Origin of the sequence: Streptomyces griseochromogenes (assembly GCF_001542625.1) — a bacterium.
Taxonomy (GTDB): Bacteria; Actinomycetota; Actinomycetes; order Streptomycetales; family Streptomycetaceae; genus Streptomyces; species Streptomyces griseochromogenes.
This window is the reverse complement of record NZ_CP016279.1, coordinates 7,302,531-7,326,805: the sequence shown is the minus strand read 5'-3', so window position 1 is coordinate 7,326,805 and position 24,275 is coordinate 7,302,531. Positions and strand designations below refer to the sequence as shown.

17 protein-coding genes are annotated in these 24,275 nt (G+C 73.0%); 1 reads left to right on the top strand and 16 read right to left on the bottom strand.

Annotated features, from left to right (window positions below):
* Positions 1–189 precede the first annotated feature (189 nt).
* Positions 190–1,737 (bottom strand): M1 family metallopeptidase, encoded by a 1,548-nt coding sequence (locus tag AVL59_RS31420; RefSeq protein ID WP_237281745.1) that lies wholly within the window; start codon positions 1,735–1,737, stop codon positions 190–192.
* Positions 1,738–2,003: 266 nt separating this feature from the next.
* Here AVL59_RS31420 and AVL59_RS31415 point away from each other — a divergent pair, with 266 nt between their 5' ends.
* Positions 2,004–2,735, top strand: coding sequence for a thioesterase II family protein (locus AVL59_RS31415; protein ID WP_067311252.1), 732 nt, complete (start codon positions 2,004–2,006; stop codon positions 2,733–2,735).
* Between the two features lie 24 nt (positions 2,736–2,759).
* Here AVL59_RS31415 and AVL59_RS31410 read toward each other — a convergent pair whose 3' ends face one another.
* From AVL59_RS31410 to AVL59_RS31340, 15 genes are all read right to left on the bottom strand, one after another.
* Positions 2,760–3,536, bottom strand: a complete 777-nt coding sequence (locus AVL59_RS31410) for an SDR family oxidoreductase (RefSeq protein WP_067311249.1) — start codon at positions 3,534–3,536, stop codon at positions 2,760–2,762.
* 752 nt (positions 3,537–4,288) lie between these two features.
* Positions 4,289–5,155, bottom strand: a complete 867-nt coding sequence (locus AVL59_RS31405) for an RNA polymerase sigma-70 factor (RefSeq protein ID WP_067311247.1) — start codon at positions 5,153–5,155, stop codon at positions 4,289–4,291.
* A complete protein-coding gene (locus AVL59_RS31400) occupies positions 5,152–5,730 on the bottom strand; it encodes a carboxymuconolactone decarboxylase family protein (protein WP_067311244.1) in 579 nt (192 codons plus the stop codon). Before AVL59_RS31400 ends, AVL59_RS31405 begins: the two co-directional genes overlap by 4 nt.
* 259 nt (positions 5,731–5,989) lie before the next feature.
* Positions 5,990–6,982 carry a trypsin-like serine peptidase gene (locus AVL59_RS31395; RefSeq protein ID WP_099053154.1) on the bottom strand — a complete coding sequence of 331 codons (993 nt, stop codon included), beginning with the start codon at positions 6,980–6,982 and terminating at the stop codon, positions 5,990–5,992.
* Positions 6,983–7,336: 354 nt separating this feature from the next.
* Positions 7,337–7,627 (bottom strand): acyl carrier protein, encoded by a 291-nt coding sequence (locus AVL59_RS31390; RefSeq protein WP_067311241.1) that lies wholly within the window; start codon positions 7,625–7,627, stop codon positions 7,337–7,339.
* Complete coding sequence (locus AVL59_RS31385) at positions 7,624–8,622, bottom strand: beta-ketoacyl synthase N-terminal-like domain-containing protein (protein WP_079147104.1); 999 nt, start codon at positions 8,620–8,622, stop codon at positions 7,624–7,626. Before AVL59_RS31385 ends, AVL59_RS31390 begins: the two co-directional genes overlap by 4 nt.
* A complete protein-coding gene (locus AVL59_RS31380) occupies positions 8,619–9,785 on the bottom strand; it encodes a beta-ketoacyl-[acyl-carrier-protein] synthase family protein (protein ID WP_067311238.1) in 1,167 nt (388 codons plus the stop codon). The genes AVL59_RS31385 and AVL59_RS31380 overlap by 4 nt, the downstream gene beginning before the upstream one ends.
* Before the next feature lie 103 nt (positions 9,786–9,888).
* On the bottom strand, positions 9,889–12,441 hold the full coding sequence (locus AVL59_RS31375; RefSeq protein ID WP_067311235.1) for a type I polyketide synthase: 2,553 nt from the start codon (positions 12,439–12,441) through the stop codon (positions 9,889–9,891).
* Entirely contained in the window at positions 12,438–13,589 is a 1,152-nt protein-coding gene (locus AVL59_RS31370) for an adenine nucleotide alpha hydrolase family protein (protein WP_067311232.1), read from the bottom strand. Before AVL59_RS31370 ends, AVL59_RS31375 begins: the two co-directional genes overlap by 4 nt.
* Before the next feature lie 69 nt (positions 13,590–13,658).
* Positions 13,659–17,177 (bottom strand): amino acid adenylation domain-containing protein, encoded by a 3,519-nt coding sequence (locus tag AVL59_RS31365; protein WP_067311229.1) that lies wholly within the window; start codon positions 17,175–17,177, stop codon positions 13,659–13,661.
* Positions 17,174–18,730, bottom strand: coding sequence for a succinic semialdehyde dehydrogenase (locus tag AVL59_RS31360; RefSeq protein WP_079147103.1), 1,557 nt, complete (start codon positions 18,728–18,730; stop codon positions 17,174–17,176). Before AVL59_RS31360 ends, AVL59_RS31365 begins: the two co-directional genes overlap by 4 nt.
* Before the next feature lie 3 nt (positions 18,731–18,733).
* Entirely contained in the window at positions 18,734–20,500 is a 1,767-nt protein-coding gene (locus tag AVL59_RS31355; protein ID WP_067311226.1) for an AMP-dependent synthetase/ligase, read from the bottom strand.
* Positions 20,497–21,309, bottom strand: coding sequence for an SDR family NAD(P)-dependent oxidoreductase (locus AVL59_RS31350; protein WP_067311223.1), 813 nt, complete (start codon positions 21,307–21,309; stop codon positions 20,497–20,499). The genes AVL59_RS31355 and AVL59_RS31350 overlap by 4 nt, the downstream gene beginning before the upstream one ends.
* Complete coding sequence (locus AVL59_RS31345; protein ID WP_067311220.1) at positions 21,297–22,889, bottom strand: aldehyde dehydrogenase family protein; 1,593 nt, start codon at positions 22,887–22,889, stop codon at positions 21,297–21,299. The genes AVL59_RS31350 and AVL59_RS31345 overlap by 13 nt, the downstream gene beginning before the upstream one ends.
* A 5-nt stretch (positions 22,890–22,894) precedes the next feature.
* Positions 22,895–24,259, bottom strand: a complete 1,365-nt coding sequence (locus tag AVL59_RS31340) for a TrpB-like pyridoxal phosphate-dependent enzyme (RefSeq protein ID WP_067311218.1) — start codon at positions 24,257–24,259, stop codon at positions 22,895–22,897.
* Positions 24,260–24,275: the final 16 nt, after the last annotated feature.

Genomic DNA, 24,275 nt, shown 5'->3' with positions numbered 1-24,275 from the left:
AGGTTCGGCGCGGCCAGGACTCATGCGACCGGGGCACAGGTGATTGCCCTTCAGGGCGGAGAGAGCCGCCCGTCACGTCACCCCTCGTACGTTTCCGTGCCTTGGGCGCCGCGTCGCGCCGAGCGTCACCGGCGTGGACCAGCCGAGGGCACAGGCCACCCGGTCGGCGGCAGCCGGTCCCCGGCGGGTTCAGTCCTCGTCGACCGGGTCCACCTGCCAGTCGGGGTGCCCCGGCATGGGCGGGGTGTGCGCCCCGTACAGCCACGGGGTCAGAAAGGGAGTCAGATCCTCGCCCGCGACGTGGGAGGCGAGCCGGACGAAGTCCCGGGTGCCGGCCACCCGTCCCCGGTACGTGCTCACCCAGGACCGCTCGATCCGCTCGAAGGTGTCCTCGCCCACCTTCTCCCTGAGCGCGTAGAGGACCAGCGCCGAGCCGTCGTAGCGCATCTGCCGGAACAGGCCGGGCTCGACGGGTTCGGCGGGCGCGCCGTCGTCGTGCCGCCACTGGTCGTGCTGTGCGTAGGCCGACCGCATCATGTCCTCCAGGCCGGGTCCGCCGCGCGTGTCGCCGTAGAGCAGCTCGTAGAAACGGGCGTGACCCTCGCTCAGCCACAGGTCGGACCAGCGCCGGATCGCCACACTGTCGCCGGTCCAGTGGTGGGTGAGTTCGTGGACGAGATTGCGCTCGGCGTCGATCCGGTCGCCCAGCAGGTCGGCGCTCGGCACGACGGACAGCGACTGGGTCTCCAGCGCCACCGGCAGATCGCTGTCGCCGACCAGGACGCCGTAACGGCGGAAGGGGTAGGGACCCAGCCGCTGTTCCAGCCAGGCCAGGTGCTCGGGGGTGAGCGAACGGTATGCCTCGGTGTCGCCGACCAGGCCGTCCGGCACCACGTCCCGGACGGGCAGTCCGCGCGGGCCCCTGCCGTCCACGAAGGTGAACTTCCCGATGGCCAGCTGGACCAGCTGGGCCGCGACCGGATGCTCGGAGTCGTACGTCCACCGGATCCGCCCGCCGGGTTGCCCGGCCCGTTCGACGAGCCGTCCGTTGGCCACCGCGGTCAGGCCCGGTGGGGTGGTGATGCGGAAGGTGAACGGCGCGCGCACGCTCGGATGGTCGTCGGCCGGGAAGATCATCTTGGCGCCGTCGGGCTGGGGCGACAGCAGGGTGCCGTCGGACGTGGGCACCCAGCCGTAGTCCTGGATCGCGTCGTCGCGGTGCCGCCGCTGCGTCGGGTCGGCGGTGTAGGCGACCCGGACGGTGAACCCGCGGCCGCGCGGGATCGGCCGCGCCGGGGTGACGACGAGCTCGTCGCCGTCGCGCACGGCCTTGGCCGGGGTGCCGTCGACGGTGACCGTGTGCAGTGTGTTGCCCGCGAAGTCGAGGTCGAAGCGGGACAGGGCCTGGGTGGCGGTGGCCCTGAGGGCGGCGCTGGCCGGGAAGGGCGTGCCGGGTGCGCGCCAGTCGAAGGCGAGGGTGTAGTGGGCGACCGTGTAGCCGCCATTGCCGTCGAGCGGCAGGAGCGGATCGCCGAGGCCCCGGGCGCCGGGGGAGGGGGCCTCGGCAAAGGCGCCGGGGGCGGGATGTCCGGGGCGCGGGGGCGCGCGGTGCTCCGTGCTGGGGACGGCGACGAGGACGGCGGTGCCCGCGATACCGACGGCACCGGTCAGGGCGAGGGCCGCGCGGCGGGCACGGACGCGCCGGTGGACCCGGCCCCGCTCCGAGGTGATGTCCATGACCGCACTATGACAGTAAGTGATCATTCATGCGATTTTTACCCTGATATCGGGCGACCGTTGTCTTCGTTGCCCAACTCTCGTAGGATCTTGCGGAGTTCGCACAGCTGAACATCACACATGCTGGACCATCACGGGGGTGATTGGCGTGGTTCGTGGCTGTGTACGCGCACGGCGCGGCGGTGGACGTGTGCGCTGACCGCGTCACCTCCGCTTCCCGGTGGATCCGGGCCCCCAGACGATGCGATGACGCACGCCTTCGGCTGGTGTGTCTGCCGCACGCCGGCGGCGCCGCGAACTTCTACCACTCCTGGGCTCGATGGCTGCCCGACGGGGTCGAGCTGCTGACGGTCCAGTACCCCGGACGCCAGGACCGCATCGGCGAGCCGTGCCTGTCCCGGATGGACGATCTGGCCCCGGAAGTCGTAGCGGCTCTGCGGCCCTGGCTGGACGCGCCGGCTCCGCTCGTTCTCTTCGGTCACAGCATGGGCGCCTGGGTGGCGTTCGAGGTCGCGCTGCGCCTGGAGACGTCCCTCGCGTACCGGCCTCTCGGACTCCTCGTCTCGGGGCAGACGGCCCCCCATCTGCCGCCGCTGCGGGAATGGCCGGGCGACACGGATGAGGAACTGTTCGCCGAGCTGCGCAGACTCGACGGGATCGACATGGAGTCGATAGAACATCCGGACCTCAGAGAACTGGTCATGCCCGCGATCCGGTCCGACTTCCAGCTGGTGAGGGACTATCCGCCCCGGCCGCCGCGCAGGATTTCGGCACCCATCGTCGCGCTGAACGGAACGACCGATCCCGACGTGCCACTGGACCAGGTGGACGCATGGCGGGACGCGACGCTCGGTGCCTTCAGATCCCATGTCTTTCCGGGCGGCCACTTCTACTTGACGGAACACGAGACACAAGTGGCGGACGAGGTCACCCGGACTCTCCGTTGGCTGACCGGCGACGAAGAGCCCGCCGTGCCCCGACCGACTCGAACCCCGTGAGCTGAACCCGCCGCTGCGGAAGAGTCAGCTGGGCTGCGCGGTGGGCATGATGGTGACCTGCTGGAGGTTGGCCCGGGCCGGCAGGCTCGCGATGAAGCCGACCGTCCGCGCGACATCCTCCGGGGTGAGCAACTCCATCGTCTCCTTGGCGCTCTCCAGCCAGGCCAGGGCGCCCTCGTCGGTCACATGGTTCTGCAGCTCGGTGCCCACGATGCCCGGCTCGAGCGCCGAGACCCGTACGTGCTTCGGGCCCAGCTCGACCCGCAGATGCCGGGAGAGGTGGGTGACGTACGCCTTGGTCGCGGAGTAGACGGCGAAGTGCGGGAAGATGTTCTGCGCGGCGATCGACGAGGTGTTGACCAGATCGGCCACGCCGCGCTCACCGGCCGCCTCGATCAGCTGCGGGGTGAACGCGCCGATGACGTGCATCAGGCCGGTGATGTTGAGATCGATCTGACGCTGCCAGTCGTCGGTGGCCAGTTCCTCGATCGGCCCGGGCAGCATGACGCCCGCGTTGTTGAAGAGCAGGTCGGTCGCGCCGAACTCGGCCGCGACCCGGCCGGCCGCGGCCCGCACGGCCGCCCCGTCGGTCACGTCGACCGCCACGGCCAGGGCTTCGCCGCCGCTCTTCCCGATCCGGGCGACCAGGTCGTCCAGCCGCTCGGCGCGCCGGGCCAGTACGGCGACCCGGGCGCCCAACCCGGCCAGATGCTCGGCCGTCGCCTCGCCGATTCCACTGGAGGCGCCGGTGACGACGGCCACGCGGCCGGCGAGGGGACGGGCAGAGGCGTGCGTGGACATGGGGAACACCTTTCGAAGCGGACGGCCTGAGAGGGCGGGGACCGTGGCATGTCGCCGTCGGCCCCCACACCAGAACATCACCCGCGGGCCCGCCACGCGACGCGGGAAGATGCCCTGAGCAGGCAGGTATCCGCCGGGCAGGTACGGGCAGGGCCACCCGGACCCGAGGGGTGCGACGCCCCCGGCGGTCACGCGGGGGATGGACGACGGCGGCCGCGAGCTCGCCGACCCCCTGCGTACCCGCCGTGCGCCATCACTCCGGACCGGGCGGGCTGCCCGCCGGGTGCCGGGCCCGCGCCGGGACGAGGTCGCCCGGTCGGCGGGCGTGAGCACCGAGTACTCCGCCCGGCTCGAACAGGGCCGCCCGAGGATCCCCACCGGAGGTCCTCGAAGCCCTCGCCCGCAGCCTGTGGCTCGTGGCGTCGCAGCGCGTGCACCTCACCGTCCTGCCGGCCCGGTCCGTACCGGCCGGCCCGCAACGCGTCCGCCCGGGCCCTGCCCGCACACCGCCGGAACCCGCCCGCTCCCACCTCCTCGCCTCCGAAGCCCGCTGGCGTGTCGCCGACCGGGAGCGCATGGCCGCCGCGACCGTCGCCGTCCTCCGTCTCGAAGCCTCCCCTCCCGAGGACCGCTGGATCGCCGACCTCGTCGGCGAACTCACCTTGTTCTCACGGACGGATCCCGCCGCCGTGGAGAGCCAGGACCACGGGTTGGGGGGCAGAAACACGCGCGACGCCCAAGCCTCGGCGGGCTCACCTGGCGAGTTCGGTCAGGTCGTCGAGGCGCGTCAGCTTCCGGGGGTTTCTCACCACGTAGATCCGCGTGATCCGACCGTTCTCCACCACGAGGCTCACCGCGGCCGGCTCGCCGTCGAACTGGACGCGGCCCGCGGGCGCGCCGTTGAGCCATACGGCCGTCGTGTCGAGCGCGGCCACCACCTGGTTCGCGCGGGCGAGCACCTTCCCCACCACGTCGGCCCCGTGGATCGGGGTCAGGGAGGCGGCCACCAGCCCGCCACCGTCGGCGATCATGACCACGTCCGGCGCCATGACGTCCAACAGCTCCTGCAACCGCCCCGTGCGCAGCGCGACCAGGAACCGGTCCAGCACGGCCCGCTGCTCCGACCGGCTCACCCGCACCCGCGGCCGCCGGGCGGCCACGTGCTCGCGCGCCCGCCGCGCGGTCTGCCGCACCGCGGCCGCGGACTTGCCGGTGGCCTCGGCGATCTCGCCGTACGGCAGGTCGAAGACCTCGCGGAGCACGAACACCGCCCGCTCCACCGGGCCGAGCGTCTCCAGCACGGTCAGCATCGCGAACGAGACGCTCTCCGCGAGTTCGACGTCCTCGGCGACATCGGGGCTGGTCAGCAGGGGCTCCGGCAGCCACTCGCCGACGTAGTCCTCACGGCGGCGGGACAGCGTCCGCAGGCGGTTGAGGGCTTGCCGGGTGACGATCCGGATGAGGTACGCCCGCGGTTCACGCACCTGCGCGTGGTCGACGTCGGCCCATCGCAGCCAGGACTCCTGCAGCACGTCCTCCGCGTCGGCCGCCGACCCGAGCATCTCGTAGGCGACCGTGAACAGGACACTGCGATGGGCGACGAACGGGTCCTGCGTCATGCCGTGGACGCCGCGGCGGGCTGCCCGGGACGCGCGGCCAGGGGAATCTCGCAGGCGGCGGAGAAGCCCTGCGACTCGATCCCGTGCGCGGTGTTGTTCCTGGTGGCCATGTTGACGAAGGCGATGAACGCGGTGAGTTCGACCATCGCCGCCGGGCCGAGCCGGTCGAGCAGGCTCGCGTACAGCTCGTCGGTGACGGTGGGCGGCGTGTTGGTCATGGCTTCGGCGTACTCCAGCACGTCCCGCTCCAGTGACGTGAACACGTCCGACTGTCGCCAGTGCGGCACCTGGCTCGCCTTGCCCAGGTCCAGGTTCTGGTTCAGTGCCTGGAAGTAGCCGACGTCGAGGCACCAGCCGCAGCCGACCTGTGCCGCGACCGCCATGTGCGCGAACGACTTGAGGCTCTCGTCGGCCGCGTCCCACTCGCTCAGCCTGCTGCCGAACTCCAGGTTGGCCATGGCGACTTCGGGGCTCTGCCAGGCCACCTCCACGGGCTCGGGCACGGCACCGAGCTGCTTGATCATGTTGTCCCTCATCTCGGTGCCGATCTCCGCCTTCTGAATGCGTAGCGCCATGATGTTCTCCCTGTCGAGATCTGCCTGTTCGACATGAAGACACCGCCGGGATCGCGCGTGTGACAGTCGGCGTCGGTCACCGGCGGCCTCGGAACGGCAGGCGTCGTCCCGCCCGGGCCCGGGCGCCGGTGACCACCGTTCCCCGGTAGGGCCGTCATGGGCCCTGCCGAGAACCCACCGCACGAAGGAGCCGACGCATCGTGAGCACCACACCGGAAGCAAGGCCGGCAAGGCAAGCCAGGCAAGCCAGGAACGTCGCCTACGGGCCCGTGGCGGCGGTCGGCTCCGCGGGTGGTTCGCCGGTGATCGCCGCCTGATAGAGAGCCTGGGTGGCGGTGCCGAAGTAGGCGCTGTAGGAGATCTGCGGCGTGTTGCCGCCGGTGTGGTAGCCGCCGATCACCCCGATCACGGCCCAGCCGCCCGGCCACGGCACGAGCATGGGGCCGCCGCTGGTTCCGCCCACGAACGCGTCGCACGCGATGCGCGGGAACGTCCCCGGGTCGGCCGGGTCGTCGCTGACCCACTCGGTGGTCCAGCTCCAGCACTCCAGCGGCTTCTCCGCGCCGGCCGGATAGCCGATCATCCGCACGGGCGCGTGATAGTAGCCCGTACCGGTGAGCAGCCGCACACCACCGACCGCGTCCTGCAGCCGAGTTCCGTCCTGGTTGGGCTCGGTGACCGCGAAGGCGAAGTCGTACGCGGCTCCCGCGTGCTCGCCGAGGTCGTAGTACTGCTGCGAGACGTAGACGCCGTCGGTCCGCACCGGGAAGATCCCGAAGGGCTTGAGGGCGTCGTGGTACTGCGGGACGAATCCGAGGTGGCGGCGCGGGGACGTACCGGCGTAGCCCTTCAGACAGTGCCCGGCGCTGAGGACCAGGTCATGGCCGGGGCTGCGGACGACGGAGCCGCTGCAGGTACGGCCGGTGCCGGTGGCATCCGTCCAGAAGAAGGTGCCCGCCTGCGGGATGCCGTCGAAGCTCCGGCTCGGCGGGATGTACTCGCCCGGCCGGGGCCCGTCCACCGTGGGAGAACCGGTGGCCGCCGTCGTACCGGCCTCGGACCCCTTGAGGGCGTCCGTGGGGAGGGCGGCCGCCATGCGGCCCGGGGTCCAGTAGGCGTCGAGCCGGCCGGCGACCGGGTTCGGGCCGGCCGGAGCGCTGTCGGCGGAGGCGTTGGCGGCGAGTCCGGCACAGGGCAGGAGGGCCGCGGCGCAGACAGCGGTGTACCGGAGGATCCTGGCTCTGAGCACCATCGGTTCCCCTTACCGCAGAGGACAAGTGACGGCTCACCATAGGCCCGCGGCGGCCGCGGAAAAAGTGTCCACCGCTGTTTTCGGCGGGTCCGCCGGGAACCGGGTGACTCAGCGCGGAGCGACGGCCTACGGCGGCCCGTGTCCTGCGCCGGGTGCCGTCTCCGACACCGGTTCCCGCTCCACGTCATCGACTTCCGGACCGACCACCACGCCCGGCCCGTGGCCCGGTCTTCGGCTGCCGTTCACGCTCGCTGTCCGGAAACGGCATGCTCACCGGAGCGCGGGCGCAGGCCGGTGAGGAGTGGACCGGCGGACGTGCCGTCATGGGATCCACTCCTCGAACCGGCCGTGCGGTCAGGGCGTGCGTTTCGCGGCCGGGTAGCTCCTCTCGGCGAGCATGGCCGTCAGCAGTGCGTGAGCGGTGCGCAGAGAGGTGGCGCGGCGCAGGTCGTCCTCGGTGAGGGAGACGCCGTACCGCACCTCCAGCGTGATCTGCAGCTCCAGACCGATCAGGGAGTCGACACCGAGGTCTTCCACGAAGCGGGCGTCATCGGTCAGTTCGTCCAGGTCCAGTTCGAGGACCTCCGCGATCGTGGCCCGCAGCCGCTCCAGGTCGACGGCGGTGCTCTTGCTGGTTTCGGTCATGCGAAGTCCCTTTTCTGGTCGGCTGGTTGGTCGGGCTGCAGGAGCGTCATGGCACAGGCGCCGTCCGGACTGGCGGTGACCACCAGCCGCACGGTGCCCGGGCGAGCGAGGCCGTGGACGAGATGCAGGACGGGCTGCAGGGTGCCGGCTCCGGCCGGAACGACGTCGAGGCGCGCCCCCAGCTGCTGAAGCCGGGCGGCGAGTGCGGTTCCGACCGGGCTGGGATCGGTCACCAGATGGATGACCGCAGGCAGGACGGCCGGCTCACCGAGGAGCCGGGCGACGGCCGCCGTGACCGTCCGTGCGGCGGCGGTTGACGCCGCCTCGTGCGGCGGCAGGAAGAACGCGACCGTTCGGCAGGCTCCGTATCCGGCTGCTCCCCGGGCGACGGCGGTGGCGCGCGGTTCGAGGACGAGCACGGCAGCGCCCGCCTCGGAGCGTTCGTGGCCCGGCGCGTGCACCGGCAGCGGGGCCTCGGCCGAGCCCGCGAGCAGCAGATCGGACCGACCGGCGCGGACCGCCCGGGTTCCGGCGAGGAGTGCCTCCAGGCCCGCGGTGCGCGGGGAGGTGAGGGTGAGGTTCCAGCCCTTGACGCCGTGCTCCATCGCGACCCGCCCTGCGAGTGTGTTGATGGAGAAGTACGGGGCCCGCGCGGGGCTCAGCAGGTCCGCGCCCGGGCCGTTGACCGTCTCGTCCATGGCGTCGATCACGCTCGCGATCCCGCTGTTGGTGCCGAGCGCCAGGCCACGCCGGACCTCCGGAACCCCGGCGAGCACCGGACCGGCGTCCGCGAGGGCCCGACGTGCGGCGGCGAGCAGGTAACGGGCCGCCGGGGGCACGTACTTGTAGCCGCGGGCGCCGAGTTCCGCGGTCAGGTCGAACCAGGACTCCTCCGCTCCGGTCGCCGGCTCGCCGTCCAGACGCAACTTGGCCGGCTCGCAGCCCCAGGGCGAGACCACGCCGATACCGGTCACCACGAGATCGACCACGCTCATACGACTCGTCCTTCCGTTTCGCGGCCCGCCAGCACCAGCGACACGTTGTTGCCACCGAACGCGAAGGCGTTGACCATCACATGACGGCCGGTCAGCGGCACGTCGGCGCCCTGCGCCAGGTGGACCGCGCAGGCCGGGTCCTGATCCACGCCGAGCGCCGGGTTGGGCGGCACGGTGCGGTGGTCGAGGATGAGGGCGGCGGCGAGTGCGCCGAGAGCACCCGCGGCGCCGGCCGTATGGCCGATCAGCGCCTTGAGGCTGTAGACGGGCAGCCGGGCCAGCCGGTCGCCGAAGACCGCGCCGAGCGCCTGGCTCTCCACCAGGTCGCCCTGCGGCGTGCCGGTGCCGTGCGGCACGACACAGCCCACCGACGAGGCCGGCACACCGGCCTCGTCGAGCGCCTCGGTCATCGCCCGCTGGATCTGCGTGCCGTCGGGTGCGGGTGCGGTGAGGTGATGCGCGTCGCAGCTCCAGCCGGAGCCGGCCAGCGTGGCGTAGCGGCGCCCGGCGCCGCGCCGCCGGGCGTGGTCGGCCGACTCCAGGACCAGTACGGCCGCGCCCTCGCCGAAGACCGTACCGGCCCGGTCACGGTGGAAAGGCCTGCAGGCGTCCGGGTCGACGGCGCCCAGGCGGTTGAAGCAGCCGAGCGCCACCCTGCTGTACGCCTCGGCGCCGCCGGCGATCACCAGCTCGGCCTCGCCCGCACGAATCAGGTCCGCCGCCATGCCGAGGCTGAAGCCCCCGGCCGCACAGGCGTTGCTGACGCTGGTCGCGGCACCGTGCGCGCCGATCGCGTGTGCGACGGTCGAGGCCACGGTGAAGGCGGGCGCGTACGGCCGACGGGGATTCAGCGGGCGCTCCCAGCGGTCGGCGTCGCCGCCACCGGTGCCGACGACGACCGAGGCACTCGCCAACTGCTCGGCCGTCAGCCCGGCGTCGGCGACGGCCTCGCGCACCGCGGCGAGGGCGAACCGGGTGGCACGCCCCTCGGGGCCGGGCTCGATCGGGGCCAGGTGGATCAGGGGCAGGTGCATCCGGGCGCCGGGGTCGGGGGCCCGCTGTGGGCGGCCGGCCGGTGCGGCACGCAGGGCCTGCCAGATGGCGGGCACACCGGTGCCGAGGCAGCAGACGGCGCCCGCGCCGGTGATCAGGACCTGCGTCATCGTTCTCCTTCGCGTGGTTGCCGTAGGCGGCGGTCGGTCGGGGGCCGGAGCGTCGTGGCCCGGCCGCATCGCCATGACGCCCGTCGTCCCCGGGCACCCGCGCTCATCCGTTCTCCCAGGTGGCGGCGACCCGGTCGGCCAGCGCGCGGATCGTCGGAGGGTTCTCCAGCGAGGACGGGACGGCGCGGTCCAGCGCGATGCCCACAGTGGCGACGGCGTCGAGGAGCATCAGCGAGTCCGCGCCGAGGTCGAAGAGGTTCTGGTCCGGCCCGGGCAGCGCGTCGGACTCGAGCAGACCGGCAAGATGCCGGCACAGGAACTCCCGGAGGATGTCGCTCCGTTCACCCGCGTCGGCCTCCTCGACCCGCCGCCGCAGGCTCGGCTCGGTCGCGCCCTGCGGCCCGGTGCGGCCGGACGGCGGGTCCACCCAGTGCCGGCGGCGTTGGTACGGGTAGGTCGGCAGGGGTACCCGACGGCGCCGCTCCGGCCCGTAGCAGTGCGACCAGTCGATCTCGGCACCGTGCGTCCAGGCCAGCCCGATCACGTCCAGCAGCACCTGTCCGGCCGACCCGGCGGCGGGGGACGGCTCGAATCCGAGCGGGACCAGGTCGGCTTCCTTGAGCATCGTGGCCACCGCCTGCCGGTCGCCGGTTGCCGGGCCCGGCCGCAGCCAGCGGTCCGGATCCACCGCCTGGTCGCTGCGTAGCCAGCCCGCGCCGAGACCGACCGGCAGCCGCGGCTCGGCGCAGCGGAGCGTGCCGCCGCGCCCGGCCGCCAGGGCGAGCGCCCGCTCCGGTGCGAACACTCCGGCCAGACATCCCGCGACCAGCCCGCCGCGGCCCAGGCCGACCAGCGCACTCGGCCGGACCCCGGCGGACAGACACACCCGGGCCAGCGCGTACGGTACGGCGAACGCCGCCACCGGGCCGTCCCCGAGGAGAGCCGCCGCCGGTTCGCCGAGCAGCGCGGCGCACTCGTCGACCACCTCGCGGAACGCGCCCGACTCCCGGTACAGACGTTCGGCCCCCGGCAGCCCCGAGCCGTCGGGAAGTACGAAGGCGAACGCCGCCGGCCGCTCCTCGCTCCGTCCCGTGCGGACCCGCCCGGGATCCAGCAGCGCGAGGGCCAGCGCCGCGTCGCCGGCGTCCGCGCAGACCACGGCCCGCCGGTGCCGGTGCGGCCGGCGGCCCACGGCCAGCGTGTGCGCGACGGCGGCCAGGTCCGCGCCGGGCGCCTGACGCAGCCGCCGGGCCAGTGCGCCGGTGGCGCGCTCCAGTGCCTCGGGGGCCCGGGCAGAGACCACCAGCAGCTCGGCCTCGCGCGGTGCGGCGGCCGCCGGCGCGGCGGGCGGCTCCTCCAGGACCACGTGGGCGTTGGTGCCGCCGACCCCGAAGGAGCTCACCCCGGCCCGCCGCGGTCCGCCGGCGTTCGACCACTCGGCCGGCTCGGTGCCGACCCGGAACGGTCCGGCCGCGAAGTCGATGTCCGGGTTGGGGGTGCGGAAGTGCAGGCTGGGCACCAGCGTGCGGTGACGCAGCATCAGCACCGTCTTGATCAGCCCGGCCATGCCGGCAGCCGCGTCCAGATGGCCCACGTTGGTCTTCACCGAGCCGAGCACCGTACGGCCCGCGCCCGTCGGCCCGAAGGCCCGGTTGAGTGCCGCCACCTCGATCGGGTCGCCCAGCGGCGTGCCGGTGCCGTGTGCCTCGACGTATCCGATGGTCTCGGGCGGACAGCCGGCGGCCCGCTGTGCCTCCCGGATCACCGCGGCCTGGCGCTCGACGCTCGGGGCGGTGAACCCCGTCTTGGCCGCGCCGTCGTTGTTGACGGCCGTGCCCTTGATCACGGCGTGCACCGTGTCGCCCTCCGCCAGGGCTGCGGTCAGCGGCTTCAGCACCACGATGCCGACACCACTGCCGAGTACGGTGCCCCGCGCATCGGCGTCGAAGGCCCGGCAGCGGCCGTCGGGCGAGAAGATCATCCCGTCCTGGTGCACATACCCCTCGTCCTGCGGCAGCCGGACGTGGACCGCGCCGGCCAGGGCCATCGCGCACTCACCGGCGAGCAGGCTCAGGCACGCCTGATGCACGGCGACCAGAGAGGTCGAACAGGCCGTGCCGACCGAGACGCTGGGCCCGCGCAGGTCCAGCTTGTACGAGACCCGGGTGGTCAGGAAGTCCTTGTCGCCCGTGAGCATCAGCCGGTACCGGCCCAGTGCCGTGCCGCCGCGGTAGCGGTCCGCCAGGTTGGCGAGCAGATAGGTGTTCATCCCGGCTCCGCCGAAGACACCGATCTCACCGGGGTACCCGAACGGGTCGTAGCCGGAGTCCTCCAGCGCGGCCAGCGCGCACTCCAGGAAGTGCCGCTGCTGCGGATCGATGAGCTCGGCCTCTTCGGGAGGAATGCGGAAGTGCTCGGCGTCGAACAGGTCCACGCCCGGCAGCAGTTGAGCGGTCCGCACGAACCCCGGGCGGTCCGGCTCGGCGCCGGCGGCGACGAGCTGCTCATCGGTGAGGCGGACCGTGGCCTCCCGCCCGTCCCGCAGCAGCCGCCAGAAGGCCGTCACACTGTCGGCGCCGGGGAACCGGCAGGCCATGCCGATGACGGCGACGTCGCAGTCCGCAGGGGCGTGCCCGGTCAGGTCGTGGTCGCTCATGCCGCCGCCTCGGCGGTCCGCAGCTCGACACCGAGTTCGGCCGCTGTCGCGCGCATACCGAGGAAGCCCCCCGCGAGAAACCGGGCGGCCTCGGCGCTCGCCCCCAACTCGCCGAAGATTCCCTTGAGTTCACGCTTTTGCTCGGCCTCGTCGCCGCGCCCGGCGGCGAGGTCCAGGACCACGCGTTTCAGCCGCTCCTCGATCCCCGGCAGGTCCGCGGCCCGAGGGAAGGCGATGCTGAACGTCGAGCGCTCGTGGTTCTCGTTGCGCCGCACCGAACGCCGGTGGCTGGCCGCGTTGAGCTTGTAGAACATGCAGTCCCAGTTCAGGTACGAGTAGTAGTTGAGCAGCGGGAAGAGCGTGCAGTGCGTCTCCAGCGGCGATGAGGCGTACAGCCCCTTCGCCGTGAGTTCGGCGACCATCCGCTCCGGGTCGTACGCGTAGCGGTTCGCCACGAACGGGAAGACGATCCGCGGCAGTTCGTCGTCCTCGGCGAAGAGCAGCGTCTCCAGGTCGGCGCGGAACTCGTCGGAGAGCAGCCGTTCACCGAAGGCCCGGTAGAAGCCGCGCACCACCTCGCGCACATCGGACTCCATGGTCAGGATCTGCTGCGGATCCGCGCACAGCACGATGTACGGGATCCGGTGCCGGAAGGCGTGGCGGATCGCCCGGATCACGAAGAAGCTGCGGCAGGAGACGCACGGCAGCTTCTCGTCCAGGTACGTGCCGGGCTTCGCGGCCGGCCGGTTGAGGACCTCCCGGAGCACCGTCTTGATGCCGTCGTCGTCCGAGTCGATGACGAACGTCGCCGGAATCCGCTCCCGGGCCAGCCGGATGTTCTCCGCGGCGTGCGTGCTCTCGAACGGCACGTCGAAGGTGTAGGAGAGCACGCGTCTGCCGTCCTCGTTGACGAACTTGTCCAGCAGAAAGGTGCTGTCCTTGCCGCCGCTGTACATGAACAGGCAGTCGTAGTCGCCGTGCGGATTCGGACCGCTGCGGGCGAACTCCTCGAACACCCGGTTCGTGTAGGCGAAGTTGGCCAGGAGATCACCGGCGGCATCGAGCCGGCACAGACTGCACACGCCGTCGTCCCCGAGCGTCACGCCGGGGTGGCTGTCCTTCAACGCGCAGATGGTGCACAGGGCCATGGGGGAAGTCCTTTCATGGGCCGCTCGCGGAGCCGTGGCACCACGAGCGGCCGGTCTGTCTGGAGCCGGTCAGCGACCGCGGCGCCGACGCAGCTCGCCGAGCCCGGCGCGCGTGGCCACCGGACGTGCCGCGTCGGCCGACTGCCGTGGTACGCCGGGGGCCGGACGTGGCACATCGGGTGTGGGCCGTGGTGCCGCGGGGAGGGCCAGACGTCTGGCCAGCGAACGGACCGTCGGGTGGGAGAACATCTCCACGCGGCTCAGCGGGAGCAGCGCCCGAGTCCGCAGGCGGGCCATGACGCGCATGAGCAGCAACGAGGTGCCGCCCACTTCGAAGAAGTTGTCGTCGAGCCCGACCCGGTCGAGCCCCAGCACCTGCTGCCAGATCTCGGCGATCACCCGCTCGGTGCGGTCGGCGTCGAGGGGCGCGGCGATCTCCGGCGCGGGCGGTGCCGGCAGCGCCGCACGGTCGGTCTTTCCGTTGGCGGTACGCGGAATCCGGTCCAGTGGTACGAAGGCCGACGGGATCAGGTAGTCGGGCAGCCCGGCGGCTGCCAGGTGGGCCCGCAACACTGCGGCCGGGGCCGGAGTACCACGCGGCACCAGGTAGGCCACCAGCCGTTCCTCGCGCAGCACGGCCACCGCCTCGCACACGGCGGGGTGATCGCGCAGCGCTGCCTCGATCTCGGCCGGCTCGATGCGGTAGCCGTGCAGCTTGAGCTGTTCGTCGGCGCGGCCGAGGTATTCGAGGCGGCCGTCCGTCAGCTGCCGCACCAGGTCGCCGGTGCGGTAGAGCCGGTACGGCACGTGCGGCACCTGAACGAAACGCTCCGCCGTCAGCTCCGGCCGGTCGTGGTAGCCGGCCGCGACGCCGGCACCGCCGATGTACAGCTCGCCCGGCACGCCCGGGGGCAACGGCCGCTGTGCGGCGTCCAGCACATGGAACCTGGTGTTGGCGATCGGCGGCCCGAGCAGCGGCCGTTCACCGGGTCGCACCCGTGTGACGGAGGACCAGATCGTGGTCTCGGTGGGTCCGTACAGGTTCCAGAGTCCGTCACCTCGGCGGAGCAGCTCCTCGGCGAGGTCGGCGGGCAGCGCCTCGCCGCCGCAGAGCATCCGCAGCGGCTGCCCGGACCAGCCCGCCTCCAGCAGCATCCGCCAGGTGGCCGGGGTGGCCTGCAGGACGGTCGGGCGGCTGCGTTCGAGCAGCTCGCGCAGCTGGAAGCCGTCCGCCGCGACCTCGGCCGGGGCCAGTTCGACCTGTCCGCCGGTGGCCAGCGGAACGAACAGCTCCAGGGCCGCGATGTCGAAGCAGACCGTGGTGACCGCCAGCAGCCGGTCCCGCGAGGTGAAGCCGGGGTTCGCGGCCATCGCGCGGACCAGGTTGGTGAGCGAGCGGTGAGTGATCCGTACGCCCTTGGGCCGACCGGTGGAACCGGAGGTGTAGATGACGTAGGCGTCGCTGTCGCCCGGCACACCGATGCCGTCCTCGTCGTAGGCGGGCGGGAGCGGCTGCGGCGTCACCAGCTCGACTCCCGTCAGCGGCAGGCCGGGTGCCGGACCGGGGCCGGTGACGAGCAGGGCCGGCGCCGCGTCCTCGATCATCCCGGCGATGCGGGCAGGCGGATACAACGGGTCCAGCGGCACGTACGCGGCGCCGGACTTCAGCACCGCGAGCAGCGCCACGACGAGTTCGGGCGTACGCCCGAGATACACCCCGACCCGCCGCCCCGGACCCGCGCCGCGCGAGCGCAGCCGACCGGCCAGCTCGCTCGACCGCCGGTCCAAGTCACCGTAGGTGAGCACCTGTCGGCCACAGACCACGGCCGGGGCATCGGCCCGCAGCCGGGCCTGCCGGGCGATCAGGCGGTGTACACCGGCGTCCTGCGGGATGCCGGTCGCCGTCTCGTTCCAGCGGGCCACCGTCCGCCGGACCTCCTCGGTGCCCAGCGGGAGTTCCGCGGGCCGCGGTACCACGGTGAGCTCGTTCAGGAACGCGGCCGCGTATCCGGCGAGCGGCCCCTCGGCACCCAGCCACTCGCAACGGTCCTTCCCCACCCTGATGAGCAGGGCGCTGCCGAGCGGGAGCTCCATCGGTCCGTCGTCGGCGAGCTCCAGAGCGATCGGCAGTCGGCAGGGCCGATCACGCAGTTTCGGGCAGCGGGTCCACAGGTCGTGCGGAAAGGGGCCGCGCTCCCGTGCCGCCCGGAGAAGGCCGGCCGTCTCGGCGTGCAGCTCGGTCTGGCTCCGGGTGCCGAGCTCCGGCAGCCGCAGCGGGATCCAGTCGGCGTACAGCGCGTCGACCGCGGGGTGGCCGGTGCCCGGACCCGGCAGGCGCAACCGCACGTCGGTGCCGGGTGCCGCACCGAGCCGGACCAGGAACGCGAGCAACGCGGTCAGCAGCCACGTGCGTCGCTCCTCCTCGCCCTCGGCACCGGGCAGCCGGGCCGGTACCGGCACCACGGTGGCGGTCACAGGGCGGCCCGGCGCGCGAAACGGCAGGTCGGCCGGGGTCAGGCCCGCGAGCCGACGGAGCCAGAACGGCTCGGCGCGCAGGCCGGCCGCCTCGGCACGCCCGGCGGCCGCCAGCAGCACTGCGCCGGGGGACGCGAGGCGGCTGCCGGGCCGCACTCCGCGGGCCGTCAACTCGGCCGCGGTCAGCGGCTCGCCACGCACCGTGCGCAGACCGGACAGCCGCACCGGCCGCCCGTCCGCGACGACCGTGACCGTTCCTTCGGGCTCCATGTCCCTTCGTTCCTCGGAACCGGCGTCCGAGCCGACCGCCAGGACCGTGCCGCACACGCCCCGCGCCGGCTCCGGCAGCGGCGTCAACTCCCGCACCACCACCGGCTCGCCGCCCAGCAGCGCCTTCGCGGTGCCGAAGGCATTGGCGTGCGGCCCGAAGTCGGCCGCGCGCACCGCCGCGGCCAGCTGCTCGGCCGGCCTGTCCCAGCGTAGGAATCCCGCGCCGGGCGGCCGGTCGAACCGGCCGTGGTAGCCGCGCCCGGCCGGATCCTGCGCGCGGCGGCGGACGGTGCCCCGCTCCAGCGCGTGGACCAGTTCCCCGAACGCGTCGATCCCCGCCGCCAGGCACTTCAGGTTGAGCGTGCCGCTCGTTTCGGCCGCTTCGACGGGCACCTCGCGGCCGACCAGCACATCTCCCCGGTCGGGCTGGTCCGTCATCAGGTGCCAGCTGACGCCGTGCATGCGCTCGCCCGCCAGGATCGCCCAGGCGGTGGCGTACCGGCCCGCGTGGCGGGGGAGCGGACCGTCGTGGAAGTTGACCGCCAGTCCCCGCGGCAGTTCGAGCACCTCGGGAGGCAGCAGCCGCAGGTTGACGACGCTGAACAGGTGGTCGAACGGCTCCGCCGCCAGCCACGCCACCAGATCCGGGCCGAATCCGGTGGCGGCCAGCCCGGCCCGCTCCGCCCAGGTCCGGATCTCGGGATCGGGCGACACCACGCCGCGCACCCGGTGGCCGCGCTCCAGGAGCACCTCTGCGCAGGCGGTCACCATGGCACTCTCGCCGACCAGCACGCAGCCGAAGCGCGTCGGGGGCGGCAGGGGCGCGTTCCTGACGTCGGTCATCCCAGGCCCAGCCTCGTCATCGTCCTGGCCAGTGTGGTCAGCAGTTCGGTGTGGCGCTCGGCGCCGGTCCCCGGCCGCGGGTCGAAGAAGTTCGCCCGCGTCCGGGCCAGCACCTGACAGTCGGTGTACTGCAGCAGGCCCGTGGCCCCGTGCCGATGACCGATGCCGGACTCCTGCCGGCCGCCGCTGGGCGCGTCGTACGAGACATAGGCCGCCCGGAAACCCTCGTTGATGTTGACGGCGCCGACCCGCAGTCGCGTGCCGAGTGCTCGCGCCCGGGCCGGGCTGCGGCTCCACACCGAGGCGTTCAGGCCGTACGGGCTGTCGTTGGCGAGCGCCACGGCTTCCTCCTCGTCCCGGAAGGCGCCTACGCGGACCACCGGGCCGAAGGTCTCCTCCCGGTACAGGGTCATCTCCGGGGTCACCCCGGCCAGCACGGTCGGTGCGTAGAACAGCGGGCCGATGTCCGGGCGTTCGCGCCCGCCGCACAGCAGCCGGGCACCCTTGGCCAGCGCGTCCGTGACATGAGTGCGCACCCGGTCGAGCTGGCGGTGCGAGGTGAGCGAGCCGAGGTCGCCACCGAAGTCGAAACCGGCGGACAGCCGCAGGGCGGCGACCCGGCGGAGGAAGCGTGCCACGAAGCGGTCGTGCACCCGCTGGTCCACCAGGATCCGCTCCGCCGACATGCACAGCTGCCCGGCACTGGAGAAGCACGCCCGCACGGCACCGGCCGCCGCCCGGTCGAGGTCGGCGTCCGCCAGCACCAGCAGCGGGTTCTTGCCGCCCAGCTCCAGCATGCAGCCGATCAGCCGCTCGCCCGCCAGACCGCCCAGCTCCCGGCCCGCCGCGGTGGAACCGGTGAAGGCCAGATGGTCGGCCCCGGCCAGCAGCGCGGGGCCCAGTTCGGCGGGTTCGCCGACCACGATCTGCCACAGCTCGGCGGGCAGCCCCGCCCGCACACACTGCTCGCGCGCCCACAGCGTGGTGCAGGCGGTCTGGGTATCGGCCTTCTGGACGACGGCGTTGCCCGCCAGCAGCGCCGGGACGACGTCGGTCACGGTCAGGCTGAGCGGGTAGTTCCACGGAGTGATCACGGCGACCACGCCCTTGGGATGGCGCAGCTCGCGGACCGACGTCAGCGGTGGCAGCACCCCGGCCCGGCGGCGCGGGGCCAGCAGCCCGGGGGCCCGGCGGGCGTAGTAGCGGCACACACCGGCGGCGTCGATCACCTCGTCGAAGGCGTGCACCCGCGCCTTGCCGGTCTCCCACTGGAGCAGGTCGAGGGCCTCGTGCCGCCGGCCGAGCAGCAGTCCGTGCAGCCGGCCGGCGATCCGGGCGCGGTGGGGGGCCGGCCTGGCGGCCCAGTCGGGCTGGGCCGCGCGGGCCCGTTCGAAGGCGCGGGCCACGTCCTCGGCCGTGGCGCCCGGCAGACGGGCGATCACGTCCAGTGTGAACGGCGCCCGCGGGCGGAGTTCCGGTCCGCCGCCGGACAGCTGCGCGGCGAGACGGGCGGTTGTCCGGACCAGCGGCGCCCGGCTCGTCGACGGTGTCATCGGTCAGTCCTCATCGGAGCCCCCGTCGCCGTCCTCCCGCGGAGTCAGGCCGCCGCCCGCGTACAGGTCGTCGACCAGGTCGCGGTACCGGGCCAGAATCTGCCGGCGCCGTGGCTTCAGCGTCGGGGTCACCAGTCCGGAGGGCGGCGTCCAGTCCTCGTCCACCACGGCGAACCGCAGGACCCGTTCCGGCCGCGACAGTCGGCGGTTCGCGCGTGCCAGGCCCGTGCGGACCCGCTCGACGCGGTCTGCCGCATTCCCCTCGCCCATGGTGCTCAGCGTGACCAGTGCGACGAGGTACGGGCGCCCGTCGCCGATGACGCAGATCTGGTCGATCAGCGGTTCCTCCGCCGCGACCCGTGCCTCGATCCGGGCCGGTGCGAGATTCTTGCCGTAGCCGGTGACGATCAGGTCCTTCTTGCGGCCGGTGATCCGCAGTGATCCGTCGGCGTCCAGCTCGCCGAGGTCACCGGTGCGCAGCCAGCCCTGCGGGCCGAACGCGGCCGCGGTCTCCCGCGGTCGCCCCCGGTAGCCGGCCATCACGGTACGGCCGCGGACCAGCACCTCACCGTCGGACGCGGTGCGCACCTCCACCTCCGGCAGCGGCGGGCCGATCCAGCCGGGGCGGTGCGCGCCCGGTACGGTCACGCAGGCCGCAGCGCACAGTTCGGTCATGCCCCAGATCTCGCCCATCGGCAGGCCGAGCGCACACAGGAAGCGCATCGTCTCCTCGCGCACGGGGGCCGCGCCGACGTGGACGAAGCGGGCCGCGTCCAGCCCGAGCAGTGCCCGCACCGGCGCGAGATGGGACTGCTCCAGGCGCCGGTACTCGTCCGTCACACCGTGCTTGCCCGCGCTCAGTGCCTCACCGAGCTCCAGCGCCCGCAGCGCGCCGTACCGGAACTCCGCCGGTGCCCGGTCGAGTTCGGTGAGCAGCCGGACGTGCAGCTTCTCCCAGATCCGGGGTACGGAGAACAGCCAGTGAGGCCGGACCCGGGGCATCACCTCGAAGAGCCGATCGGGTGCCTCGCAGCAGGTGACGTCGGCGCCCAGGACCATCGGCAGGTAGTGCGAGGCGCAGCGCTCGGCGATGTGCGCCATCGGCAGATACGAGACCAGCCGCGCGCCGGCCGGCAGGGGCACCCGCGCCAGAAAGGCATGACCGGCCGCCCGGACCGCCGCGTGGCTGAGCTCGACTCCCTTGGGCGGACCGCTGGTTCCCGAGGTGTAGACCACGGTCAGCGGATCCTGCGGACGTGGCCGGTGCCGCCGTGGCATCGCCGCTCCCGGGTCGAGCAGCGCGGCGAGCCCGTCGGTCTCGCCCACCAGGACCAGCTCCCGCAGCCCCGGGCACTCACCGAGCAGCCGTTCGGCGCGGCCGCGCTCGGTCTCCGCGCAGACCAGTACAGCGGCCCGGGAGTCGGCCACGAGACGGCGCAACTCCTCGTCGCAGGAGGTGAGGTGGAACGAGCAGGTGGTCACCCCGAGGGTCATGGCGGCCGCGTCCAGGACGTGGAACTCCGGCCGGTTGCCGAGCAGCAGGCCGATCGTGTCGCCGGCCCGCAGACCGAGGCGGGCAAGGCCGGCGGCGCAGCCGCGGGCGGCGGCCCGGTACTGCGCCCAGGTGTGGACCTCGCCGCCCGTCGTGCGCAGGGCCGGCAGCTCGGCGCAGACGTCGGCCGTCAGCTCGAACGCGTCGACCACGGTCGGGGCGTCCAGCGCCCGCGCGAGGTGCCCGGCAGGGACACCGGCGGCCGTGGGCGCCGTCATCGGTCCGCTCCCAGGGCGCCGGGGGACTCGGGCAGACAGCGGTACTCCAGGGCGGCGAACGCCAGCCGCAGCCGGGGCGCCGCCACACCGAGCAGCTCGCCCAGCGTGCCGAGCGGTGTGGAGACGCGGGGCCTGCGGGTCACCAGAGCCGTGCAGACCATCCGGGCCGCCTGCTCCGGGGTGAGCGCGGGCAGCTTGGCGAACGCCGTGGTGGGGGCGCTCATCCGGGTACGGACCAGCGGCAGGTGGACCGTGCTCACCGCGATCCTCTCGCGCCTGAGTTCGGGAGCCAGCGACTGCCCGAACGCCTCGATCGCCGCCTTCGACGGGTTGTAGGCGGTGAACCGTGCCATGCCGAGCTGCAGCCCGATCGTGGCGACGTTGACGATGTGGCCGCCCCCGCGCTCGCGCATCCCGGGGAGCAGTCGTAGCGTCAGATCGACCGCGCCGAAGTAGTTGACGGCCATGGTCCGGCGGTAGTCGTGCGGCCGGTCGACCGCCAGGGCGGCGCCGCGCCGGATCGACCGGCCCGCGTTGTTGACCAGGATGTCGACTCCGCCCTGCTTGGCCAACTCCTCGGTGAGGAAGGTGAGTTCGTCGGCCGCGGTGAGGTCCACCGGGAAGACGCGGACCGGAGCGCCGCTCGGTACGAGCCGCGCGGTCTCGTCCAGCGCCCGGCGGTCGCGTCCGAGCAGGGACAGTTCGGCACCGGCCGCGCCGAGCAGGATCGCCACCTGGCGGCCGATCGCGCCGGACGCGCCGGTGACCAGGACCCGGCGGCCGCGGACCCGTGTGCTCAGCCCCCGCACGGCGCTCCCTGGGCCGTGTCCGGCGTGCGCTTGGCCACGGCCACGCCCTGCAGACGGGAGGTGCGCAGGATCGGGTAGTTGAGTTCCCCGAACGGGCCGCCGGTGCGGCCGGTGCCGCCGTGCGTGCCGAGGTAGGGGACGAACCCGATGTGCGAGTCGTTGACCTTCAGCAGTCCGGCGTTGACGACCTCGCGGCTGAACGTGTCGATCACCTTGTCGTCGGCGGACCAGAGGGAATTGCGCAGCCCGTACTCGTTCTCGTTGACAAACTCGACGACAGAGTCCAGCAGTTCGCCCTCGTCCCGCTCGTCGGGGACCACCACGGCGAGCAGCGGGAAGAAGGTCTCCTCGCGCACGGCCCGGACCCGGCGCGCATCACGCAGCCCGTCCACCCGTACCACCGTGGGTTCGAGGAACGTCCCGGTCAGGGAGGGGCGTCCGTCGACGTCCAGTCGCTCGCCGCCGCAGAGGACCTGGCAGCCGTGCCGCTCCGCGTCGGCCAGCACCTCGTGGAACCGGTCGATCTTCAGCACCGGGCTCAGCAGCACCTCCGGGTCGTCGGGGTATCCGGGCCGCAGCGCGCGGCACCGGGCGGTCAGCCCGGCGAGCAGCCGATCGGCGATGTCCGGGTGGACGATCGCGCACTTGGGCACCATGCAGATCTGCCCGGAGCCGTAGAAGCACTCCAGCAGGGCCTCCACGGCGCCGTCCGGATCGGCGTCGTTCCACACCACCAGGCAGTCGTTGCCGGACAGTTCGAGCACCGGCTTCTTGCCGTGGGCGACGCACTTCTCGCCGAACTCCAGGCCGACGTCGCTGTCGCCGAAGAACATGATGTCGTCGACGTACGGGCTGGTCAGCCACTGGCGAAGCATCGGCCGGGTCGCGCCGGAGACCAGGTTGACGGTTCCCGGCGGTGCGCCCAGCTCGTCCAGGACCGGTGCGACCAGCTCCCGGTAGATGAAGGCGACGCCCAGCGGTGCGGTCCGCGGTGCCTTGACCACCAGCGTGTTGCCGGCACCGAGCGCGGCGGTGCCCAGGAAGGAGTTGGCGGCCGCCGCGTTCTGCGGCGGGTTGAGGCAGACCACCCCGTCGGGCTTGCGCAGCAGCGCCAAGGAGTGGCCGGGACCGTCGAACCGCTGCTCCAGCTGGCTGCGGTAGAACGCCACCGTCTCGGCGCTGCTGCCCATCAGCATGCCGGCGATCTCCCACTCGGCCAGTCGGCGCGGGTGGCCTTCGGAGATCAGGATGCCGAGCAGGTCGTCGTACCGGGCGGTCAGGGCCGCGTGCAGGCGCGGGCCGAGCTCCATCCGGGTGTCCAGGTCGGTGCGGGCCCACTCGCGGCGGGCCGCGCGTGCCGCCTGCAGTGCGTCGGTCACGTCCTGCGGGCTGCTGAGCGCGACCCGGCCGACGATCCCGGTGGTGTCGCCCTCGGGGCTGTCACCGCCCGTCAGCTCCAGCCTGCGCTTGAGGGTGAACGAGGCGCGCGGGTCGGCCAGGAAGGCGCGGGCGTCCAGACAGTAGGTCCAGCCTGTGCCGGAGCGGTCCTGGCCGCCGATGTACTGCCGGCAGGAGTACATGGCGCTCACCGGCCGGTCAGCCCTGCGAGCGCCGGATCGCCCGCCGCGAGCGTGCACTCGTACGGCTCCGTGTCCGCCATCTCGCCCGCGTTGAACGAGCCGTAGGCGCCCAGATCGAGCAGCCCGTGCCCGCTGTAGCAGAAGACGATCACGGCCCGGCGCCGCTGCCGGCGGCACTCCTCGGCCAGCTCGATCGTGGCCCGGACGGTGTGCGCGGTCTCCGGGGCGGGCAGCAGCCCGTGCAGCCGGGCGAAGAGCGTGCCCGCCTCGAAGACCTCCTTCTGGGCGTACGCGCGGGCATCCAGCAGACCCTCGTGGCGCGCGAGCCCGACGAGCGGCGCGGCGCCGTGGTAGCGCAGGCCGCCTGAGTGGATCGGCGGCGGCACGAACTCGTGCCCCAGCGTGTACGTCCGTGTCATCGGGCCCAGGCCGCCGGCGTCCGCGAAGTCGTAGCGGTACTCGCCCGCGGTCAGCGTCGGGCAGGCGGCCGGCTCGGCGGCCAGGATGCCGATCTGCGCCCCCGCGAGCTTGTCGCCGACGAACGGGAACACGAAGCCGCCCAGGTTGCTGCCGCAGCCCACCGACGCGACCAGGAAGTCGGGCTGCTTGCCGATCTCCTCAAGCTGCTCGCGGGTCTCCAGTCCGATCACCGTCTGATGCAGCAGCACGTGATTGGCGAAGGCGCCCATCGAGAACCGGTCGCCCGCGTTGAGGCGCACGGTCTCCAGCGCCTCGCTCACGGCGGTGGCCTCGGAGCCGGGGTGATCGGGCGTGTCGGCCAGCAGCGCGCGACCGAAGTCGGTGTGCGGCCCGGGACTCGGCAGCACCTGCTGGCCGAAGGTCTCCATCAGATGCCGCCGGTAGGGCTTGCTCTGGAAACTCGCCCGGACCATGTAGACCAGCGCCTTGATCCCGAACAGGCTGCAGGCCATGGAGAGCGCGCTGCCCCATTGGCCGGCCCCGGTGTCCGTGACCAGCCGGTCGACGCCTTCCAGACCGGCGTAGTACGCCTGCGCCAGCGCGGAGTTGAGCTTGTGCGAGCCGGAGGGGCTCGACCCCTCGTACTTGAAGTAGATCTCCGCCGGGGTGTCCAGGTGCCGTTCCAGCGCGGTGGCCCGGTACAACGGCGTCGGACGCCAGAGCCGGTAGGCGGCGCGGACCTCCTCGGGGATGGCGATCCACCGGTCCGTCGAGGTCTCCTGAGCGACCAGTGCCTTGGGCAGCAGCCGTTCCATGAACTCCTGGCCGACCGGTTCCCGGGTCACCGGGTGCAGGTAGTCGTCGAGGCCGCGCGGCAGATCGGGGAGCACGTTGTACCAGCGCTTCGGGATCGCCGAGACCGGGAGGTCGTACCTCTCCAGGGCAGTCACGGGAGGGGCTGTTCCT

Excerpts from the sequence above, each read along its gene's own strand:
- AVL59_RS31420 (WP_237281745.1), bottom strand. The coding sequence starts at position 1,737 with ATGGACATCACCTCGGAGCGGGGCCGGGTCCACCGGCGCGTCCGTGCC.
- AVL59_RS31410 (WP_067311249.1), bottom strand. The coding sequence starts at position 3,536 with ATGTCCACGCACGCCTCTGCCCGTCCCCTCGCCGGCCGCGTGGCCGTC.
- AVL59_RS31405 (WP_067311247.1), bottom strand. The coding sequence starts at position 5,155 with ATGACGCAGGACCCGTTCGTCGCCCATCGCAGTGTCCTGTTCACGGTC.
- AVL59_RS31400 (WP_067311244.1), bottom strand. The coding sequence starts at position 5,730 with ATGGCGCTACGCATTCAGAAGGCGGAGATCGGCACCGAGATGAGGGAC.
- AVL59_RS31395 (WP_099053154.1), bottom strand. The coding sequence starts at position 6,982 with ATGGTGCTCAGAGCCAGGATCCTCCGGTACACCGCTGTCTGCGCCGCG.
- AVL59_RS31390 (WP_067311241.1), bottom strand. The coding sequence starts at position 7,627 with ATGACCGAAACCAGCAAGAGCACCGCCGTCGACCTGGAGCGGCTGCGG.
- AVL59_RS31385 (WP_079147104.1), bottom strand. The coding sequence starts at position 8,622 with ATGAGCGTGGTCGATCTCGTGGTGACCGGTATCGGCGTGGTCTCGCCC.
- AVL59_RS31380 (WP_067311238.1), bottom strand. The coding sequence starts at position 9,785 with ATGACGCAGGTCCTGATCACCGGCGCGGGCGCCGTCTGCTGCCTCGGC.
- AVL59_RS31375 (WP_067311235.1), bottom strand. The coding sequence starts at position 12,441 with ATGAGCGACCACGACCTGACCGGGCACGCCCCTGCGGACTGCGACGTC.
- AVL59_RS31370 (WP_067311232.1), bottom strand. The coding sequence starts at position 13,589 with ATGGCCCTGTGCACCATCTGCGCGTTGAAGGACAGCCACCCCGGCGTG.
- AVL59_RS31365 (WP_067311229.1), bottom strand. The coding sequence starts at position 17,177 with ATGACCGACGTCAGGAACGCGCCCCTGCCGCCCCCGACGCGCTTCGGC.
- AVL59_RS31360 (WP_079147103.1), bottom strand. The coding sequence starts at position 18,730 with ATGACACCGTCGACGAGCCGGGCGCCGCTGGTCCGGACAACCGCCCGT.
- AVL59_RS31355 (WP_067311226.1), bottom strand. The coding sequence starts at position 20,500 with ATGACGGCGCCCACGGCCGCCGGTGTCCCTGCCGGGCACCTCGCGCGG.
- AVL59_RS31345 (WP_067311220.1), bottom strand. The coding sequence starts at position 22,889 with ATGTACTCCTGCCGGCAGTACATCGGCGGCCAGGACCGCTCCGGCACA.